The sequence below is a fragment of the Paragemmobacter ruber genome (assembly GCF_009908315.1).
In the GTDB taxonomy this organism is placed as follows: Bacteria; Pseudomonadota; Alphaproteobacteria; order Rhodobacterales; family Rhodobacteraceae; genus Paragemmobacter; species Paragemmobacter ruber.
Map to the genome: position 1 here is coordinate 431551 of NZ_JAAATW010000003.1, position 19732 is coordinate 451282.

The 19732-nt window shown below is 66.5% G+C and carries 19 protein-coding genes; 8 read left to right on the top strand and 11 right to left on the bottom strand.

All coding sequences use genetic code 11. The annotated features are described in order from the left end of the window. Positions 1-55 precede the first annotated feature (55 nt). Both GU920_RS14315 and GU920_RS14320 read left to right on the top strand, forming a co-directional pair. Positions 56-1255: a hypothetical protein gene (locus tag GU920_RS14315; protein WP_161767757.1), complete on the top strand. Its 1200-nt coding sequence runs from the start codon at positions 56-58 to the stop codon at positions 1253-1255. A gap of 260 nt (positions 1256-1515) precedes the next feature. After that, positions 1516-2418 carry a hypothetical protein gene (locus GU920_RS14320; RefSeq protein WP_161767758.1) on the top strand — a complete coding sequence of 301 codons (903 nt, stop codon included), beginning with the start codon at positions 1516-1518 and terminating at the stop codon, positions 2416-2418. Between the two features lie 22 nt (positions 2419-2440). Here GU920_RS14320 and GU920_RS14325 read toward each other — a convergent pair whose 3' ends face one another. Continuing rightward, positions 2441-3223, bottom strand: coding sequence for a heme-dependent oxidative N-demethylase family protein (locus GU920_RS14325; RefSeq protein WP_161767759.1), 783 nt, complete (start codon positions 3221-3223; stop codon positions 2441-2443). A 131-nt stretch (positions 3224-3354) separates the two neighbouring features. Here GU920_RS14325 and dddP point away from each other — a divergent pair, with 131 nt between their 5' ends. Continuing rightward, positions 3355-4695 (top strand): dimethylsulfonioproprionate lyase DddP, encoded by a 1341-nt coding sequence (gene dddP, locus GU920_RS14330; RefSeq protein ID WP_161767760.1) that lies wholly within the window; start codon positions 3355-3357, stop codon positions 4693-4695. A 119-nt stretch (positions 4696-4814) separates the two neighbouring features. Here the strand turns inward: dddP and GU920_RS14335 are convergent, their stop codons facing one another. Beyond that, positions 4815-5450, bottom strand: coding sequence for a CDGSH iron-sulfur domain-containing protein (locus GU920_RS14335; protein ID WP_161767761.1), 636 nt, complete (start codon positions 5448-5450; stop codon positions 4815-4817). A 151-nt stretch (positions 5451-5601) separates the two neighbouring features. On the opposite strand from GU920_RS14335, the gene purB reads away from it, so the two are divergent. The 4 genes from purB to GU920_RS14355 all read left to right on the top strand — a co-directional run bounded on the left by purB (position 5602) and on the right by GU920_RS14355 (position 9472). After that, entirely contained in the window at positions 5602-6906 is a 1305-nt protein-coding gene (purB, locus tag GU920_RS14340; RefSeq protein ID WP_161767762.1) for an adenylosuccinate lyase, read from the top strand. A 160-nt stretch (positions 6907-7066) separates the two neighbouring features. Continuing rightward, a complete protein-coding gene (locus tag GU920_RS14345; RefSeq protein WP_161767763.1) occupies positions 7067-7237 on the top strand; it encodes an adenylosuccinate lyase in 171 nt (56 codons plus the stop codon). 65 nt (positions 7238-7302) lie between these two features. Then, a complete protein-coding gene (locus GU920_RS14350) occupies positions 7303-8385 on the top strand; it encodes a FliG C-terminal domain-containing protein (protein ID WP_235933305.1) in 1083 nt (360 codons plus the stop codon). 205 nt (positions 8386-8590) lie between these two features. Further along, on the top strand, positions 8591-9472 hold the full coding sequence (locus tag GU920_RS14355; protein WP_161767764.1) for a DMT family transporter: 882 nt from the start codon (positions 8591-8593) through the stop codon (positions 9470-9472). Here GU920_RS14355 and GU920_RS14360 read toward each other — a convergent pair. Beyond that, positions 9469-10170, bottom strand: coding sequence for a DUF1223 domain-containing protein (locus tag GU920_RS14360; protein ID WP_161767765.1), 702 nt, complete (start codon positions 10168-10170; stop codon positions 9469-9471). The two genes, GU920_RS14355 and GU920_RS14360, sit on opposite strands and share 4 nt — an antisense overlap. A 345-nt stretch (positions 10171-10515) precedes the next feature. Here GU920_RS14360 and acnA point away from each other — a divergent pair, with 345 nt between their 5' ends. Then, entirely contained in the window at positions 10516-13203 is a 2688-nt protein-coding gene (gene acnA, locus GU920_RS14365) for an aconitate hydratase AcnA (RefSeq protein ID WP_161767766.1), read from the top strand. A 511-nt stretch (positions 13204-13714) separates the two neighbouring features. Here acnA and GU920_RS14370 read toward each other — a convergent pair. The 8 genes from GU920_RS14370 to secD all read right to left on the bottom strand — a co-directional run bounded on the left by GU920_RS14370 (position 13715) and on the right by secD (position 19728). Next, positions 13715-14260, bottom strand: a complete 546-nt coding sequence (locus GU920_RS14370; RefSeq protein ID WP_235933306.1) for a DsbE family thiol:disulfide interchange protein — start codon at positions 14258-14260, stop codon at positions 13715-13717. Then, the gene (gene ccmD / locus GU920_RS14375; RefSeq protein ID WP_161767767.1) at positions 14253-14414 is read right to left on the bottom strand and encodes a heme exporter protein CcmD; all 162 of its coding nucleotides are present in this window, start codon (positions 14412-14414) and stop codon (positions 14253-14255) included. The genes GU920_RS14370 and ccmD overlap by 8 nt, the downstream gene beginning before the upstream one ends. Then, positions 14411-15139 (bottom strand): heme ABC transporter permease, encoded by a 729-nt coding sequence (locus tag GU920_RS14380; RefSeq protein WP_161767768.1) that lies wholly within the window; start codon positions 15137-15139, stop codon positions 14411-14413. The genes ccmD and GU920_RS14380 overlap by 4 nt, the downstream gene beginning before the upstream one ends. A 53-nt stretch (positions 15140-15192) precedes the next feature. Next, positions 15193-15849: a heme exporter protein CcmB gene (gene ccmB / locus GU920_RS14385; RefSeq protein WP_161767769.1), complete on the bottom strand. Its 657-nt coding sequence runs from the start codon at positions 15847-15849 to the stop codon at positions 15193-15195. Between the two features lie 145 nt (positions 15850-15994). After that, positions 15995-16624: a heme ABC exporter ATP-binding protein CcmA gene (gene ccmA, locus GU920_RS14390; protein WP_161767770.1), complete on the bottom strand. Its 630-nt coding sequence runs from the start codon at positions 16622-16624 to the stop codon at positions 15995-15997. A 58-nt stretch (positions 16625-16682) separates the two neighbouring features. After that, positions 16683-17057, bottom strand: coding sequence for an Mth938-like domain-containing protein (locus GU920_RS14395; RefSeq protein WP_161767771.1), 375 nt, complete (start codon positions 17055-17057; stop codon positions 16683-16685). A gap of 9 nt (positions 17058-17066) precedes the next feature. After that, complete coding sequence (secF, locus tag GU920_RS14400; RefSeq protein ID WP_161767772.1) at positions 17067-18044, bottom strand: protein translocase subunit SecF; 978 nt, start codon at positions 18042-18044, stop codon at positions 17067-17069. 13 nt (positions 18045-18057) lie between these two features. After that, the gene (gene secD, locus GU920_RS14405; RefSeq protein ID WP_161767773.1) at positions 18058-19728 is read right to left on the bottom strand and encodes a protein translocase subunit SecD; all 1671 of its coding nucleotides are present in this window, start codon (positions 19726-19728) and stop codon (positions 18058-18060) included. Positions 19729-19732: the final 4 nt, after the last annotated feature.

The following is a 19732-nucleotide window of genomic DNA, read 5'->3' on the forward strand; positions in this document are numbered from 1 at the left end:
AAAATCTCGTCACGATTCGGTGGTTCGGTTAACTAAACCTAAAGGAGATGCCGCCATGCTGGATAGTGACGCTTCCTTCTTCCTCGTGCCCGAATTCCAATCCTCCCACGGGGCGCGCCGCAGCCGCAGCGCACCCTCGTCAGATCTTGTCAACGATGCCGCACAGGGCACCGAGTTCTGCCTTCCGCCCCTGTCCGATGCCGGCGCACCGGGCATCACGGCGGGCGTGGCGGCGCTGGCCGCCTTCGGCTTCCCCTCTGCAAGCTTCATGCCAGAGGAAGCCCGCATCGCCGCCGATTTTTCGCGCACAGACGGGGTCATCGCCCCCGTCGCGCTGCCGATCCTTGCCGATGCCCCATCCGCAGGGGGTGAGTCGCGCGCCGATGATATCATGGACGCAGGCTCTGACAGCCTTTTCCTCGAATCAGGCGAAGACACCGCCGCCCTGCCGACCGAAGCCCGCGCCATCACCCCGCGCCGCCCCATGCGCTTCACCTTCGCGCGCGAGACGCCGGAACCGGGCCGGATCGCCCTGCCCGCGCCCAACCTCTTTGACGGCGTCTTCGACAGCAACACTCTCTCGGGCGCCGACATCGACCCGCGCCTGCAACGCAGCCGCGCCCGCGCCCTCGCCCGCTTGGCCGCCCATGAGGCCACGCTTCCGCCCGAGGCGCGCAATCTCTGGCATGATGACGGGGCCGAACCCGATGCACCGCTTGCCGCAACCGAAGCAACAGAGACCGCCCCCGCAGTCCTGCCCGACGCGACCCCGCCCGCGATGACCATGACCGCCCCCGAGAGCGTGGCAGACCCCTCTACCGCCACGCCTGCCGCACCCGTGACGCCGCGCCGTGCCGTGCGCCAGATCGCCGTCACCCGGCGCACGCCACGCCCGCGGCCCGAGATCGCCGCGATCCACGATCCGCTGCAGGATCACCTGCACCAGATCCGTGATGCGCTCTACGCCCCGCTGCCCGACACGGCCGACGCGGCCGAGGCAACCGCCACCTCGCCCATCCCGGCCCGCGCCCCGATCCTCGCCCGGCTTGTGGCACTGATCATGGCGCTGGCGGTGATGCGGACCCTGCTCACACTGCACCGCGCGCTGACCCGGCCGCGCGCGCCGCGCTTCCCCGCGCTCCTGCCCGCGCTGCGCCGCCTGATGGTCAGCCCCCTGCGCCTGCCCGCACGGGCGGCGGCGATCACCGCGCTGATCCTCGTGCTGGCCCAGACAGTCCCGCGCGATCTGATGTAGGGGGCCAGCGCCACATCCTTGTGTTGTGCACCCCCCCGCTCCCCACGCTTGCCCGGCAGAGGGATCGGCCACGGATCGAAAACAAAGCCACCCGGATCGGCGGTTTTCCGCGCGAAAGCCGCAAATCGGGCAACAATCGGGCAAAAGACGGCACCGTTCTCGTGAAGTTCCGCAAAGCCACCCGAAAATCGGCGCAATTCGGGATCAACCTGACGGTGACAAGAGCTGAATCAAACGGCTTGGATAACTGGGGCAAGACCATGGCACTCGACGACAGCACCATCGCGCAGTTCGTCTTCGATCGCGACCCTGCGCTCAAACTTCCGCTTCTCGTGCGCGAACTGGATGAGGCGCTGGCCCGCTCTGGCGCGGGGGATCGCCACATCACCTGGGACTGCGAAGATCTGGTCTTTGTCGATCTCCACGGCGTGCGCTTCACCCTGTCCTATACCGGCGAGGCCGCCCTCGGCCTGCCGTCCAGCCTGATGATCTCGGTCGGCCCAGGCCCCCATGGCCGCGACGATCCGCGCGATCGCCGCCGCTACGAAGACCTCTGCCATCTCATCGCAGACCGGCTCCGCGCGCGCTTTGCCCCGCGCGAAACGCTCTGGCATCAGGTGGCCGGTCCCGTCACAGCCGATCTGGTGGACGATCTCTTCGACCGCCTGCCCGATTTCGACGGCACGCGCACGGCCTTTCCCCTCACCCGCCGCTCCCCCCCGGCCGAGGCGATCCGCGCCTTCCCCGAGGTCGATGGCGGCATGCCCGTGTCCTTTGTCGAAAAGGCCATGGCAATCAAGGCGGCCAAGGCCGAACGCGCCCGCGCCGCCACGCTTCAGCCCGCCAACAGCCAACCCGATCAGCCGCGCCCCAGCCTTGGCGCCAAGACCGCCCCCAAGACGCCCGATCTGACCCGCATCCGCAGCGCCCTATACCCCGAGGCGCCCGAAAGCACCGGCCAGAACGTGCGCATGCGACTGGCCGCCTCCACGCTCGATGTCACGCTGATGATGGTCTACCTGCCGATGGGCGCGGCCATGCTCACCCATTCGCTGCTGCGCGGGGGCGATGTGACCGCCTCCAGCCGCGTCATGGCGCTGACCTGCACGCTCTTGGCCTTTGGCCAAGTCGCAGGGCTGGATGCCGTCCTGTCGGTGATCTGACGCGGGGGTGCGGGGGGGGGCGCTACAGCCCCGCCGCCACCATGCCCGCGCGTTCGGCGTCCGAGAACCGCGCCATCGGCACCAGATAGGTGTGGATGGAAAACACCACCGCCTGCGTCTGGGGCAGGCGCAGGATGCATTGCCGCTCCGATCGCATGTACAGCCGCTCCACCGCATAGGGCCGCTTGTCGAATTCCAGCCGCGGGTTGTGCAGCGCCGGATCGTCATAGACCAGCGCATTATAGCGCTCCAACGGCTGGCCCACGCGCACCATATCGAACAGCCGCTGCACCCGCCGCGCGATATCCTCGTCGTAATGGTGCACCGGCTTGTGGATGCCGGTCATCGGGCGCCCGATCTTCTGGGACAGCGTCCAACTTGCCGGAAAGCACAGGATCGCCCCGGTCAGCACCGACTCCTCGCCCTGCTTCTGCATCAGGCACAGGTCCTCTTGCACCAGCCGCCCCAGCGTGACCATGGGAAAGGCCGCGTCCACCCGCACCACTGCCCCATCGGGCCGCGTGACGCGGTCCCCCGCCACCCCATAGCCGGGCCGCCGCGCCAGCAGGTCCAGCACCACCGCCAGCAGTTCCGCCGCCGCCGCCCGCCCCTCGGGCAACAGCGCATGGACAAGCGGCTGGCGCGTGGCGATCAGCCAGTCCCGCTCGGCCATCTGGCCCGCAAAGGCCTCATCCTGCCGGATCCAGTCCTCCGCCTCGCAGGGCAGCATCCCCGGCAGCCGCCAGGTGCGGGCATCCGTCCAGGGCATATGCGGCAGGGCATCGTGAAAAACCGGCTCTCTCATGCCCCCTGCCTAGCGTCCCCGCCCCCGCCCATCAAGCCCGGCCAAATGCGACGCGCGCCACGTCGCCCTCAGGCAATCGCCCAGACCACGCCTGCCCGACCATTCCCCTTAGTCATCAGGGGGGCCACGCCATGAACCAGCACCACGCCGACCGCCGCAAGATCGACCCGACCCGCGGCCCCCGCCTTGCCGATGGCAGCCCCAATGACAACAACCGGGTAGAGATCGGCCCCACCCAGCTTGCCTTCGCGGAATGGCAGGCCGCGGGCCTCACGCCGCCCGATCTCGATGCCATGCGCCACTACCGCTGGGATCGTCTGGTCCGCGCGCTGCAGGCGCGCGATTACGGCGGGCTCCTGATGTTCGATCCGCTAAACATCCGCTACGCGACCGATACCACCAACATGCAATTGTGGAACACCCACAACCCCTTCCGCGCCTGTCTTCTCATGGCGGATGGGCATATGGTGATGTGGGAATACAAGAACTCCCCCTTCCTCGTGACCTTCAACCCGATCGTCCGCGAACTGCGCTCCGGCGCCACCTTCTTCTACAACTCCACCGGCGACCGGGGCGAGGCGGCGGCCAAGGCCTTCGCCCAGCAGGTGGATGATCTGATGCGCGAACATGCCGGCACCAACCGCCGCCTTGCGGTGGACAAGATCATGATCCACGGCCTGCGCGCGCTCGAAGCCATCGGGTTTCAGGTGATGGAGGGGGAAGAGGTCACCGAACGCACCCGCGCCATCAAGGGGCCTGATGACATGCTGGCCATGCGCTGCGCCGCCCATGCCTGCGAAACCGCCGTCGCCGCGATGGAGGCCTTCACCCGTGAGAATGTTCCCAAGGGCGGCATCTCGGAAGATGACATCTGGTCGGTGCTCCATGCCGAAAACATCCGCCGCGGCGGCGAATGGATCGAAACCCGCCTCCTCGCCTCCGGCCCCCGCACCAATCCCTGGTTTCAGGAATGTGGCCCAAGGATCGTGCAGAACAACGAAATCGTCGCCTTCGATACCGATCTGATCGGCGCCTACGGCTTCTGCATCGACATCAGCCGCACCTGGTGGGTGGGCGACGCGCGCCCCAGCAATGCGATGATCGCGGCCTATGCCCACGCGCTCGACCATATCCGCGACCATCAAGCGCGGCTGAAACCCGGCGTCTCGATCCGCGAGCTTACCTTCGGCGGCCATCAACTCGATGATCAGTATTGGAAGCAGAAATACTCCTGCAAGATGCACGGGGTCGGGCTCTGCGATGAATGGCCCTATGTCACCTATCCCGATGGCTGGATGGAAGGCGCCTTCGACGCCGTTCTCGAACCCGGCATGACGATCTGCGTCGAGGCGCTGGTCAGCCCGGAGGGTGGCGATTTCTCGATCAAGCTGGAAGATCAGGTGCTTATCACCGAAACCGGATGCGAGAACTTAACACGCTACCCATTCGACAAGGCCCTGATGGGCGCCTGAGGCGGGGGATGCACCCCGCCCCGGCCGCAGCCAGCAAAATCAGAATTAAAGGCGTCAAATCAGTTTGTTAAGACCGCGCCCGAAAGTGCCACCTTAACATTATCACCACAATCCACGGTTCACTCTGCCACGAACCCCGCCGCCTTGTGGCTGCCATCACAATAGGGCTTGTTCTTCGACGCCCCGCAGCGGCACAGCCACACTTGCGTCACCCGGTTCACCGTCCGTCCTGTCCCCGACACGATCTCCAGATTGCCCACCACCTTCAGCGGTCCGTCCTTCTGCGGCTCCACCAACACCGCCTCGTCCCGCGCCTCCAGCGCCGCGCTCTCCTTCGCCGCAGGCTCCCCCGTCGCGGTGAACCCCGCCGCCACATGGCTGCCGTCGCAATAGGGCTTTGTCGCCGACGCCCCGCAGCGGCACAGCGTGGCGCGCACCCCCGCCTCTGCCCCCTGCACAAGGATCGGCGCCTCGATCGCATAGGGCCCGTTCTCCCGCACCCGCAGCGTGTTTACCACCGGCGCCACCTCCGACGACCCCGCCCCGTCATTGCGCGCCACCCGGATCGCCCCCGACGGGCAGTTGAACCCGATCCGCAGCACCGCCTCCGCCGGGGCGGCATCGGGGAAGATCCACTCCCCCTTCACATTGGGGACAAACACCTTCGGGTTCCCAAGCACGCAATTGCGCGAATGCACGCATTTCGCCCCGTCAAAGGTCACCGTCACCTCGCGCCCCTTCACCACCTCAACCATGCTGTCCTCCCTGCACACCGCATCCCGCAGCATGCCACGCCCCGCCCCAACCGCCAAAGCCTTTCCCCGGGGCAACTGCCTCTTGTTCCGCCCCCGCTCCCGGCGTAAGGCGTCCGCGCATCCCGCGACGCAGCGCAAGGACAGACCCGCCATGATCCCCCGCTATTCCCGCCCCGACATGGTCGCCCTCTGGGACCCCCAAACCCGCTTTCGCATCTGGTTCGAGATCGAGGCCCATGCCTGCGACGCGCAGGCCGCGCTCGGCGTCATCCCCAAGGCCAATGCCGAAGCCGTCTGGAAGGCAAAGGACGTCACCTTCGACGTCGCCCGGATCGATGAGATCGAGGCCGTCACCAAACATGACGTCATCGCCTTCCTCACCCATCTGGCCGAAATCATCGGCAATGATGAGGCGCGCTTCGTCCATCAGGGGATGACCTCGTCCGACGTGCTCGACACCACGCTGAACATCCAGCTTGCCCGCGCCGCAGATCTGCTCTTGGCAGGCGTGGACCGGGTGCTTGCCGCGCTGAAGACCCGCGCCTTTGAACACAAGGACACCGTCCGCATCGGCCGCAGCCACGGCATCCATGCCGAACCCACGACCATGGGCCTCACCTTCGCGCGCTTCTACGCCGAAATGGCCCGCAACCGCGCCCGCCTTGTCAACGCCCGCGCCGAAATCGCCACCGGCGCCATCTCCGGCGCCGTCGGCACCTTCGCCAATATCGACCCGGCGGTCGAGGAGCATGTCTGCAAGATGATGGGCCTTCTCCCCGAACCCATCTCCACGCAGGTGATCCCCCGCGACCGCCACGCCATGTTCTTCGCCACGCTGGGCGTCATCGCCTCCAGCATCGAAAACATCGCCATCGAGATTCGCCACATGCAGCGGACCGAGGTGCTGGAGGCCGAAGAATTCTTCAGCCCCGGCCAAAAGGGCAGCAGCGCCATGCCGCACAAGCGCAACCCGGTGCTGACCGAAAACCTCACCGGCCTTGCCCGCCTCGTGCGGATGTCGGTCACGCCTGCCCTGGAAAACGTGGCGCTCTGGCACGAACGCGACATCTCGCATTCCTCCGTCGAACGCGCCATCGGCCCCGATACCACCATCACGCTCGACTTCGCGCTGCACCGCCTTGCGGGCGTGATCGAAAAGCTGGTCATCTACCCCGAAAACATGTTGAAGAACCTCAACAAGTTCAAAGGCCTCATCATGTCGCAGCGCGTCCTCCTCGCGCTCACGCAGGCCGGTGTCAGCCGCGAAGACAGCTACCGCCTCGTGCAGCGCAACGCGATGAAGGTCTGGGAACAGGGTGCCGATTTCAAGACCGAACTCCTGGCCGACCCCGAGGTGACCGCCGCCCTGTCGCCGGCCGAGATCGAAGAGAAATTCGATCTGGGCTACCACACCAAACATGTGGACACGATCTTCGCCCGCGTTTTCGGCAGCTGAGACCGATCACGCAAGCGTGAGAGGCGCTTCCCCGCAGGGGCGGAAATTTCCGCCCTTGCATCGCGCGATTCCGTGCTACCCTTTTTGTTACGTACCGGATGCGGATTTTCCGACCGCCGGTCGCCCTGCTGACATTCACATGCCAAACAAAGGACGACCCATGAAAATCAAGACCACATTCATTGCGCTGACCCTCTCGCTCGCTCCGACCTTCGCCCTCGCCGGCGGGGGCTGCAACTGGGAGAAAACCCAGCAATCCGCCTCCTCCTGCGCCGAGGGCACGGTCTACGACGCCGCCTCGGGCACCTGCATCCCGCAGACCACGTCCTGATCGCGCTAAGGGCCGGTTAACCCGGCCCCGCTACCTTCCCGAAGACAACTTCGGGAAGGACCACGATGCAAGACGAAAGCCCCGTCGCACTCGCACGCATCACACCAGTCGCCATGACACCGGGGTCTGCGCCCGGGGCGATCGTTCCGCGCCAGACATCCCCCTCTGAAAAAGCCGCGATCATCGTGCGCCTCCTTCTGGCCGAAGGCACGCCGCTGCCCCTGACCAGCCTGCCCGAACATCACCAGACACGGCTCGCCGAACAGATGGCACGCATGGGGCTGGTGGATCGCGCCACCCTTGCCGCGGTGGTGGATGATTTCCTCGCCGCGCTCGATGCCACCGGCCTCACCTTCCCCGACGGGATCGACGGGGCGCTGGCGCTGGTGGATGGCCATATCTCCCCCAATGCCGCCAGCCGCCTGCGCCGCATGGCCGCCTCCACCGCCAAGGGCGACCCGTGGGAAAGAATCGCCGCCCTCCCGCCCGAGGAACTGCTGCCCCTCCTTGCGGATGAGGCGGCCGAGACCGCCGCCGTCGCGCTGTCGAAACTGCCCGTCGCCCGCGCCGCCGACCTCTTGGCGCAGATGCCGGGCGATCGCGCGCGCCGCGTGGCGCTGGCCATGTCGCGCACCGCGGCCACCGGGCCGGAAACGTTGCGCCGCATCGGCACCGCGCTCGTAGCCCAGCTTGACGCCCGCCCCCCGCGCGCCTTCTCCACCGGCCCGGTGGACAGGATCGGCGCAATCCTCAACGTCTCGCCCACCGCCACGCGCGAAGATGTCCTCGCCGGTCTGGATGAGGCCGACGCCGCCTTTGCCGAACAGGTGCGCCGCGCCATCTTCACCTTCGCCCATATCCCCGCCCGCATCGCGCCGCGGGACATGCCGCGCCTCCTGCGCGCCGTGGACCCGGCCCAGATCATCACGGCCCTTGCCGCCGCGCAGGCCGATCCCGCCCTCGCCCCCGTAGTCACCGCGATCCTCGACGCGCTCTCCCCCCGCATGGCCCAGCAGCTGCGCGATGACATGGACATCCGCGGCGCCGTCCCCGCGAAAGAGGCAGACGCCGCCTACACCGCCATCACCGCCGCCATCCGCCAGCTTGAGGCATCCGGAGAGATCACGCTGAAAACGGATGAAGGGTGATCCCGCCCCGCCTGCACCACCCGCCGCCACCCTGTGCGATGATCGGCGCCTGCGCCAAACGAACACCCATCGCTCAAGGCGCACCACCTGCCACAGCCTGGGCCCACCCCGCCCCCGGGGCGCAAGCCCCCCGCAACGTGGCCCGCCCCACCTTGCCCCCGCCCGCCGCCGCGCCTAGGGTCCGCTCCGACGAGGGGATCCATCCATGCAGCAGCCGACCGAAGCCTCCACCCGCCAGGGCATCCTTCTGATGCTCCTGTCGCTTCTCCTCTTCACGGCCATGGATGCACTGGCCAAGGGGCTGGTGCAGCGCTACCCCACGCCGCAGGTCGTCTGGGCGCGCTTCGCGGGGCAGCTCTTCCTTGTCATCCTCATCCTCAACATCCGCCTCGCCCCCGCCCTGCGCACCCGCCACCCGCGCCTGCATGCGCTGCGCTCGCTCACCCAAATGGGCGCGACCGGGTTCTTCTTCGCCTCGCTCACCCATATCGGCCTGGCCGAGGCGACGGCACTGGCCGACATCAACCCTGTCCTCATCACCCTTGGTGCGGCGATCTTTCTGGGGGAAAAGCTCGGCCCCCGCCGCCTCGCGGGCGTCTTCGCCGCCATGATCGGCGCGCTCATCATCATCCGTCCCGGCGCGGATGTCTTCACCCCCGCCGCCCTGCTGCCGCTGGCCTGCGCTGTGTGCTACGCGGCCTCGGCCCTCCTGACGCGCAAGGTCGGCATGACCGAAAGCCCGTGGACCGCCATGTTCTACGGCGCCCTCCTCGGCACGCTGGCGACCTCCGCGCTCATGCCCGCGGTCTGGCAGCCGATCGCCACCGCAGATCTGTGGCTCTTCGCTGTCGTGGGTTGCCTTGGCACCGCCGCGCAGATCTGCCTGATCCGCGCCTTCTCCATCGCCGAAGCGGGCGCCATCGCCCCTTTCGGCTATGTGGGCATCCTTCTCGCCACGCTCTGGGGCGTGCTGTTCTACGATGAATGGCCCGACGCGCTCACCTTCCTCGGCGCAGGGATCATCGTTGCCTCGGGTCTCTACATCTGGCATCGCGAAACCCGCGCCAGACGGCAGGCACAGCCCTAGCGCAGCCGCGCCGCCGCCAGCACCGCCGCCGGCCCCGGCTCCTGCACGATCACCACCACCGGCGCATCGCCCGGCGCCTCCGCCTCGATCTCCAGCGGCGCCACACCCGGCCAATCGGCCAGCTTCGTCCATTCCGTGACGATGTTGTGATAGGTCACCACGCGGCCTGCGTTTTCGCCCCGCTCGATGGTCACCTCCGCCTCGGGCGTATAGCGCACCAGTTGCACCTCCGCCGCTTGCGACAACGGCCGATCGGCCACGGCGCGGATCACCACCCGGTCGCCCTGACGCTCCAGCGTCACCTCCACCGACCGGTCCAGCGCCTTGTGCTTGCCGATCAGGTTCACCACGGCGTCGGGCGTGTTGCCCTCCACCCGGTCCACCCCGCCCACGATCATCTGCGGGGTATAGATCATCCGGCTTTTCACTGCGCGCGCATACATCTTCTGCCGCTCGGTAAAGGCGGCCTGGGCAAAGCTGTCGGTCCAGCCGATGTAATCCCAGTAATCTACATGCAGCGCCAAGGGGATCACCTCGTCATGCACGGCCAGCTCCGCCAGAAAGGCATCCGCCGGGGGGCAAGAGGCACAGCCCTGGCTCGTGTACAACTCCACCACAACCCCTTCGGTCGATTGCGCCATCACTGGCGCAGAAAGGAGCAGAACCGCCCCGCAGGCGGCGCTGACGATATGTCGCATCTGGTCCTTCCCGATCGTTCCGTCCCGTTCCCGGCCCGCGCCCTAACAGCCGCCAGCCTTCCCCGGGTGTAACAAAAAGCCCGCCCGCGTCGCCAATCAAGGTTTTGCGATTGCCCCGCGGGGCATTTTCACATGCGGTTGTGACCTGTAACACGCACCCCCGCGGCCGCGTATGGCGCGCGGGGCTGTGAAAAACCTTGCCCGTCAGGGCTGGATTTTCGGCATACAATTGCATACAACAATGCAGACGCCTTGCCCGACCAGATTCTTTCGGGCATCCGGTATGTCGCATCCGCCCTGTTTCCGGGGCAGTCCGCCAACGCCAGCCATAGCCAGGAGGCAAGCATGACCGTCACCGTCGGACATGACAGCGCAAAGACCCGCCAGACGCTCACCGCAGGCGGCAAGTCCGTCGCCTATTACTCCATCCCCGCCGCGCAGGCCGCAGGTCTTGGCGATTTCGCCCGCCTGCCCGCCGCGCTGAAGGTGGTCTTGGAAAACATGCTGCGCTTCGAAGACGGCAAGACCGTCACCGTCGATGACATCCGCGCCTTCGGCGACTGGGCCAAGATGGGCGGCCAGAACCCGCGCGAAATCGCCTACCGCCCCGCCCGCGTGCTGATGCAGGATTTCACCGGCGTCCCCGCCGTGGTGGACCTTGCCGCCATGCGCGACGGCATCCTCGGGCTGAAAGGTTCGGCCGCCAAGATCAACCCGCTCGTGCCGGTGGATCTCGTCATCGACCATTCGGTGATGATTGATGAATTCGGCACCCCGCGCGCGTTTCAGGCCAACGTGGACCGCGAATACGAACGCAACATGGAACGCTATGTGTTCCTGAAATGGGGCCAGAACGCGTTTGACAATTTTCGCGTCGTGCCGCCCGGCACGGGCATCTGCCATCAGGTGAACCTCGAATACCTCGCGCAAACCGTCTGGACCGACAAGGATCAGCACGGCGATGAGGTCGCCTATCCCGACACGCTGGTGGGCACCGACAGCCATACCACCATGGTCAACGGCCTTGCCGTCCTCGGCTGGGGCGTCGGCGGGATCGAGGCCGAGGCCGCGATGCTGGGCCAACCCGTCTCGATGCTGATCCCCGAGGTTGTGGGCTTCAAGCTGACAGGCGCCATGCGCGAAGGCACCACCGCGACCGACCTCGTGCTGAAAGTCGTGCAGATGCTGCGCAAGCATGGCGTAGTGAACAAGTTCGTCGAATTCTACGGCGAAGGGCTCGACAACCTGCCGCTCGCCGACCGCGCGACCATCGCCAACATGGCCCCCGAATACGGCGCCACCTGCGGCTTCTTCCCCGTCGATGACGAAACCCTGCGTTACCTGCGCCAGACGGGCCGGGATGAGGCCCGCATCGCGCTGGTCGAAGCCTATGCCAAGGCCAACGGCATGTGGCGCGGCGCGGATTACGATCCGGTCTACACCTCGACCCTGCATCTCGACATGGGCGAGATCGTCCCCGCGATCTCGGGGCCGAAACGCCCGCAGGATTACCTGCCGCTGACCGATGCCAAGGCCTCCTTCGCCAAGGAAATGGAAGCCACCTTCAAACGCCCGATGGGCGTCGAAGTGGCCGTGAAAGGCGAAGATTACAAGCTCTCCTCGGGCAAGGTGGTGATCGCCTCGATCACCTCCTGCACCAACACCTCCAACCCCTATGTCCTGATCGGCGCAGGGCTGGTGGCCCGCAAGGCGCGCGCGCTGGGTCTGACCCGCAAGCCCTGGGTGAAAACCTCGCTCGCGCCGGGATCGCAGGTCGTGTCGGAATACCTCAACGCTGCAGGCCTGCAGGAAGACCTCGATGCCGTGGGCTTCAACCTCGTGGGCTATGGCTGCACCACCTGCATCGGCAACTCCGGCCCCCTGCAGCCGGAAATCAGCGCGGCCATCGCAGAAGGTGATCTCGTCGCCACCGCCGTCCTGTCGGGCAACCGCAACTTCGAGGGCCGCATCTCCCCCGACGTGCGCGCCAACTACCTCGCCTCGCCGCCGCTGGTCGTGGCCTATGCGCTGGCGGGCGACATGAACATCGACCTGACCACCGAACCGCTCGGCACGGGCAAGGACGGCCAGCCCGTCTACCTGCGCGACATCTGGCCCACCAACAAGGAAATCGCCGATCTCGTCCACGCCACCGTGACCCGCGAGGCATTCCTCAAGAAATACGCCGATGTGTTCAAGGGCGATCCCAAATGGCAGGGCGTCAAGGTCACCGATGCCGAAACTTATGACTGGCCGGCCACCTCGACCTACATCCAGAACCCGCCCTATTTCCGCGGCATGTCGAAAACCCCGGGCACCATCAAGAACATCACTGGCGCCCGCGTGCTTGCCCTTCTGGGCGACATGATCACGACCGACCACATCTCCCCGGCGGGCAGCTTCAAGCCCACGACCCCGGCGGGCAAATACCTTGTGGAACGCCAGGTCCCGGTGTCGGAGTTCAACTCCTACGGCGCCCGCCGCGGCAACCACGAGGTGATGATGCGCGGCACCTTCGCCAATATCCGCATCAAGAACGAGATGCTGGATGCGGTTGAGGGCGGCTACACCAAAGGCCCGGACGGCGCGCAGACCTCCATCTACGATGCCGCCATGGCCTATATGGAACAGGGCATCCCCACGGTGATCTTCGGCGGTATCGAATACGGCGCGGGCTCCAGCCGCGACTGGGCCGCCAAAGGCACCGCGCTGCTGGGCGTCAAGGCCGTGATCGCGGAAAGCTTCGAACGCATCCACCGTTCGAACCTCGTCGGCATGGGCGTGATCCCCTTCGAATTCACGAATGGCGACACGCGCAAATCGCTGGGGCTCAAGGGCGATGAAGTGGTCAGCATCGAAGGGCTTGAAGGCGATCTGAAACCGCTCTCCATCGTGCCGTGCCACATCACCTATGCCGATGGCACCACGAAGACGATCCAGATCAAGTGCCGCATCGATACCGAGATCGAGATCGAATACGTTGAACACGGCGGCGTGCTGCACTACGTGCTGCGCGACCTCGCCGCCGCCTGATCCGGCCCACCTGATCCGGCACGGGCCTTGCAGAACCAAACGCCCCGCGGCCGAAATGCCGCGGGGCGTCCGCTTTTGCGCCCCAGTCCTGCCGCAATTCCCGATCATTGGTATGGGCATTGCAGCGGTATGCAGGCCCCGGCCTCTGCCGCGCGCGCCCTTGCGCGGAAACCGACTGTTTCCAACAAAGCGGACTGATTCCCGCCCGCAATCGGCTATGCTTTCCCTGTCGCGTATGAGTGTCCCCTCACGCCAGGAAAGCCAGATGATTGTTCTCACCCCCCCTCCCCCGGCGGCAAGCCGATCGCTGCGCTCTGGCCTCAGTCTGCCCTTGGGCGAAGGGCTCTTCCTATTCGCCCTCCTTGCTTTCGTGCTTTCCGGTATCTGACGGCTCCGCCCGTGTGATCTGAGCGCGTAACCAGTTTCCCGATGACCGCTTACCCTTGGGCGGAAGTCGAAAGGGGGGGCCCGCTCAGCCCCCCCTTTTCAGTTTCCCAGCCTCAGCCAGCCTTCAGCTCGATGCCTCTTCCGCCAGCGCCGCCTCCAGCGCCGGCACGAAGCGCGCCTCGTAATCCGTCCCCACCAAAGGCCCGATGAAGCGGAAGGCCACCGTCCCATCGCCCCGCACGATGAAGGTCTCCGGCGGGGCGGTCACACCCCATTCCACCCGGTCCCGCCCGCGCGGATCAAAGCCCACCGCAAAGAAGGGGTTCCCCTCCTCCTCCAGATATTTCAGCGCCGCGCCCTCGTCATCCATCATGTTCACACCCGCCACCCGGATGCCGCGCGCGGCCATCTCCAGCAGCACCGGATGCTCGGCCCGGCAGGGCGGGCACCAGCTCGCCCAGAAATTCACCACCGTCACCTCGCCCGTCCGCAGATCCGCCGCCGTCAGCCCGGGGATCCCCGGCAGGGCCTGCGCCGGCACGGCCGGTGCCTCCCGGTCGATGAACACCGACGGCAGGTCATCGGGGTTCTCCCGCTGCATCCCCACATAAAACAGCCCTGCCAGCCCCAGAAACAGGACCGGCGGCAGCGCCATCAACCATCTACCCATCGCGCCCCTCCTGCCGTGCTTCCACCTCGCGCAGCTGCGCCTTCACCCGCGCCCGCTGCCACAGGCTTGCCCCCACGATCGCCGCCAGCAGCGCCACCGACGCCCCGTAAGAGGCCAGCACCGCAAAGGCATACTTTCCCAGATCCGGCATCATGCCAGCCGCTCCCGCGCGATCAGCGCCTGCAACCGCCGCGCCCGGATCTCCGTCCGCGTCCGCATCAGGACCAGCGCCACGAACAACAGCACAAAGCCCGCGATACAGACCAGAAGCGGGAACCAGAACACATCCGCCACGTTCTCCTCCTTGTCGAGGCTGAGCGACGCCCCCTGATGCAGCCCCTGGTTCCAGAACAGCACGGCATAGCGCGACAGCAGTGCAAAGACCGACCCCACCAGACACAGCACCGCCGTCAGATCCGCCGCCGTATCGGGGTTCTCCACCGCCTGCCACAGCGCAATATAGCCCAGATAGAACAGCGTCAGGATCAGGAAGGACGTGAGCCTGGGATCCCACGCCCACCACGTCCCCCACATCGGCTGCCCCCACAGCGCCCCAGTCACCAGCGCGATCACCGTGAAGGTCAACCCCACCGGCGCCGCCGCCTTGGCCGCCAGCGCGCTCACATGATGCCGCCGGATCAGCCAGATCAGGCTCGCCACCAACATCATGACCCAGGCGTTGATCGCCATCATCGCACTCGGCACATGCAGATAGATGATCTTCACCGTGGACCCTTGCCGGAAATCATCCGGCGTAAAGAAATAGCCCCAGATCAGCCCCACCAGCAGGCACAGCCCCGCCATCCCCCACACCCATGGGAGCAGCCAGCCCGTGCTGGCCATGAACTTCTTCGGATTGGCATATTCCCAGATCGACATAGGCGTTCCTTACGTCCTCCCGGCCCCGGCCTCAATTCCCTACCATGCCCTGCTCATCGCAAGTTGATGCGGATTGCCGCAGCCGCCGCAAAGGGCAAGAGCGCCGCCGCCCCCAGCGTGATTCCCGTCATCAGCAGCAGCGGCACCTCCGCCGCCTGCCCCGCCACCCCGCGCGACACCGCCTCTGCCCCGAAGATCAGCGTCGGCACATAAAGCGGCAGCACCAGCAGGCTCAACAGCAGCCCCCCCCGCTTCACCCCCACCACCAGCGCCGCGCCAAAGGCCCCGATTACCGAAAGCGCCGGCGTCCCCAAGGCCAGCGACAGCACCAGCCAGCCATAGCCCGCCGCAGGCAGATTGAGCAGCACCCCCAGCACCGGCGCCGCCAGCGTCAGCGGCACCCCGGTCACCAGCCAATGCGCCAGGGCCTTCACCGCCACAACCCCTTCCAGCGGGATCGGCGCCGTCGCCAGCAGGTCGAGCGACCCGTCCTCGAAATCCAGCGCGAAAATCCGGTCAAGGCTCAACAGACAGGCAAGCAGCGCTCCCACCCACAGGATACCCGGCGCAATGCGGCCCAGCACATCCCCCTCCGGCCCCACACCCAAAGGCACCAGCACCGCCACCAGCAGGAAAAACGCGAGCCCCAGCCCAAAGCCCCCCCCGGCCCGCACTGCCAGCCGCAGATCGCGGATCAGCAGCGCCCACATGCCTGCCCCCCCCGCCACGCCAAAGCCTGCCCAACCGTCCCGGCCGCAGCCAAAGCCCCGCCCACTTCCCCGTTGCAAAAACATCCTCGGGGGTCCGGGGGCAGACAGCCCCCGGTCCGCAGCCACCACAGGCGCGACATCCCCCTCATTGAAAAGCCTCGTCAAACGCGCCCATCCGCCCGCCCGCCACACGGCCCCGCGCCCTGAACGGCTCCAGATCCAGCACGTCCGCCTCCGCCAGTCCCAAATCAATATGCGTGGCCATCAGCGCCGATCCACCGCCCGCCAGATGCGCCCGCACCGCCGCGCCGAACAGCGCGACCGATGCCACATCCAGCGAAACCGTGGGCTCATCCAGCAGCCAGACCGCCCGCCCCGTCACCAAAAGCCGCGCCAGACCCAGCCGCCGCTTCTGCCCCGCCGAAAGGTTGGCCGCGCGCCGGTCGCGCAAGGACAACAGGTCCATCGCCACCAGCGCCGCCTCCACGTCCCGCAGCCCATGCACCGCCGCCCAGAAGCGCAGGTTTTCCTCCACCGTCAGCACCGCCTTCAACCCGTCGGCATGGGCGGCATAGGCCATGCTCTCGGGCGGCACCGACACGCGGCCCTCCAGCGCTGGTTGCAGGCCCGCGATGGTGCGCAGAAGCGTGGTCTTGCCCACGCCATTCGGCCCCCGCAGGATCAGCGCGCGCCCGGGCTGCAGACGGAATGTCACCCCCTCCAGCACGGGGATCCCCCCGCGCGCCACGGCAAGGGTATCGACCCTCACCTCCACGCCCAAATTCCTTCCAAGGAATTTGCAAAACTTTTCCAAAAGTTTTGGCACCCGGCCGTCACGGCCCACCCACCACAGGGTTCACCGGCAAAAGCGCCGCCGCGATGCGGCGGCCTTCGCTCAACAGCACGTTATAGGTCCGGCAGGCCGCAGGCGAAGACATCACCTCCACGCCGATGCCCCCCGCCTCCAGCGCCTCGCGAAAGGCGCGGGGGGGATGGGCGATCTCGGCCCCCATGCCAAGGAACAGCACGTCGATCCGCCCGCCCAGCGACAGGGGCGTGGCCGTATCCTCCAGCCCGCCCCAAAGCCCCGCATCCCACGGCGTGATCAGGCAGGCCCCGCGCAGCACATGGCCGCCCACGCGAAAGAAGCCCGGACCATAGCCCTCGATCGGCTGGGCAGTGCCATAGCTGATCTCGGTCAGCCGCATCCCCGCGCCTCAGGCGTCGATATTGGCGAACTCGTCCGGCGTGCCGGACTTCTTCGCCTTATCGCTGCGGTCCAGCCCGATGAACAGCACAATGTTCTTGGCCACATAGACCGAAGAATAGGTCCCGAACAGCACACCCAGAAAGATCGCCAACGAAAACCCGCGCAGCACGTCGCCGCCAAAGATCAGCATCGCTCCCACCGCCAAAAGCGTCGTCAGCGCCGTCATCAGGGTGCGCGCCAGCGTCTCGTTCACCGACAGGTTCATCACCTCGCGCAGCGGCATCTGCTTGTATTTCTGCAAATTCTCGCGCAGCCGGTCGAACACCACCACCGTGTCGTTGATCGAATAGCCAAGGATCGTCAGCAGCGCCGCCACGATGGTCAGGTCGAACTTGATCTGGAAGATCGCAAAGACGCCGATGGTGATGATCACGTCATGCAGCAGTGCCAGCACCGCGCCCACCCCGAACTGCCATTCGAACCGCAGCCACATGTAGATCATGATCGCCACGCTCGTCACGATCAGCGACAGCACCGATGTCCAGACCAGCTCGCCCGAAACCTTCGGCCCCACGCTTTCCACGCTGGGGAAGGTCATGTTCGGGTCGATCGCCGCGCGCAGCACCTCTTCCACCTGCTGGATTTGCTCGGGCGTCACCGCCTCGGCCTCATCCTCGGCGGCGATGCGGATCATCGTCACATGCTGGTCATCGGCAAAATTGGGATCGAACACCTCGGTGATCGAGATATCGCCCAGCGGCAGCCCCTGCAACGCGTCGCGATAGGCCCCCACATCCACCGCCACCGTGGATTCGGTGCGGATCGTGGTGCCGCCCTTGAAGTCGATCCCGTAATTCAGCCCCATCACCGCCCAGGCAACGATGGCCATCACCGAAAGCATCAGCGACCCGCCAAAGGTCACCCATTGCCAGCGGAAAAAGTCGAAACTCGTCTTGTCCGGGGCCAGTTTGAAACGCCATGCCATGATCCGGTTCCCCTTATACGACCAGCGTCTTCGGCCGGCGCCGGTTGTGCCAGTAGGTCACGATCAGCCGCGTCACGTTGATCGCCGTAAAGACCGATGTCACGATCCCAATGGCCAGCGTCACCGCAAACCCCCGGATCGGCCCGGCCCCAAGAAAGAACAGCACGCCCGCCGTGATCAGCGTCGTCACGTTGGCATCCATGATCGCCGACAGCGCCCGCTCGAACCCAAGCTCGATCGCCCGCGCCGCGTTCTTGGCCCCGTTGCGGATCTCGTCGCGGATGCGTTCATAGATCAGCACGTTGGCATCCACCGCCATCCCGATCGTCAGCACCAGCCCCGCGATCCCCGGCAGCGTCAGCGTCGCCCCGATCATCGACATGATCCCGAAGATCAGGCCAAGGTTGATCGCCAGCGCCACCACCGCAAACACCCCGAACAGCCCGTAAGAGGCGATCATCAGAACGCTAACCGATCCGGCCGCCACCAGCGTCGCCACCCGGCCCGCGTCAATCGAATCCTGCCCCAGTTCCGGCCCGATGGTCCGCTCCTCAAGGAAGGTCATCGTCGCAGGCAACGCCCCCGCCGACAGCAGCACCGCAAGACGGTTGGCCTCTTCCACCGTGAAGTTGCCCGTGATGATCCCCGACCCGCCCGGAATATGGCTCTGGATCACCGGCGCGCTGATCACCTCGCCATCCAGCACGATGGCAAAAGGCGCGCCGATGTTCTGCGCCGTGTAATCGCCAAAGGCCCGCGCACCGCGCGCATCGAACTGGAAGGAAACCGCAGGCCGCCCGTTCTGGTCGAAATCGCCCTTGGCATTGGTCAGGTCCTCGCCCGACACCACGGGGACTTCCTCAACCGTATACCACACGCCCTCCTCATCCATCGACGGCAGGCTGATATTGCCCGCCCCCGGCGTCTGATCCTCGGACGTGCCGCGCCGCACCACCGGGTTGAAGGTCAGCTTGGCCGTCGTCCCGATCAGCGCCTTCAACTCCGCCGCCGATCCGATGCCGGGCACCTGAATCAGGATGCGATCCGCCCCCTGCCGCTGGATCGTGGGTTCCCGCGTGCCTGCCGTGTCCACCCGCGTGCGGATGATCTCCAGCGATTGCTGGATCGTGCGCTGGTCCACCTGCGCCCGCTCGGCCTCGGACAATTGCACGATCAGCACATTGCCCTCGGCGGTCACGTCCAGATCGCTCTGCCCCACGCCGGTCAGCGTGATCACGTTCGACGCCAGCGCCCGCGCCGCCTCCACCGCGGCGGCCATGCCGGCCGCATTCTCGATCTCCACGCGCAACTCGTGGGCCACCTGCGTCGGCTGCCGCCGCACGCTGCCCACCTGATCGCGCACGTCCCGCAGCGCATCGCGCAGCTGCGGCCACAGCCCATCCATCCGCGCCTTATAGACGTCGGTGACCTGCACCTCCGCCAGAAGATGCGCCCCCCCCCGCAGATCAAGCCCGAGGTTCACCAGACCCGACGGCATCCAGTCCGGCCACTGGTCCAGCGCGGCCTGCTGTTCGGTGGTGGCGAAACCCGCCTCCTCCACCGACTTGGCCGCATCGTTATGCGCCTCAACCTGCACATAATACAGGTTCGGCACCGCCAGAGCCAACCCGGCCGCCACCGCAAGCCAGGTCAGGATCTGCTTCCACAGGGGGAAATTCAGCATGGCG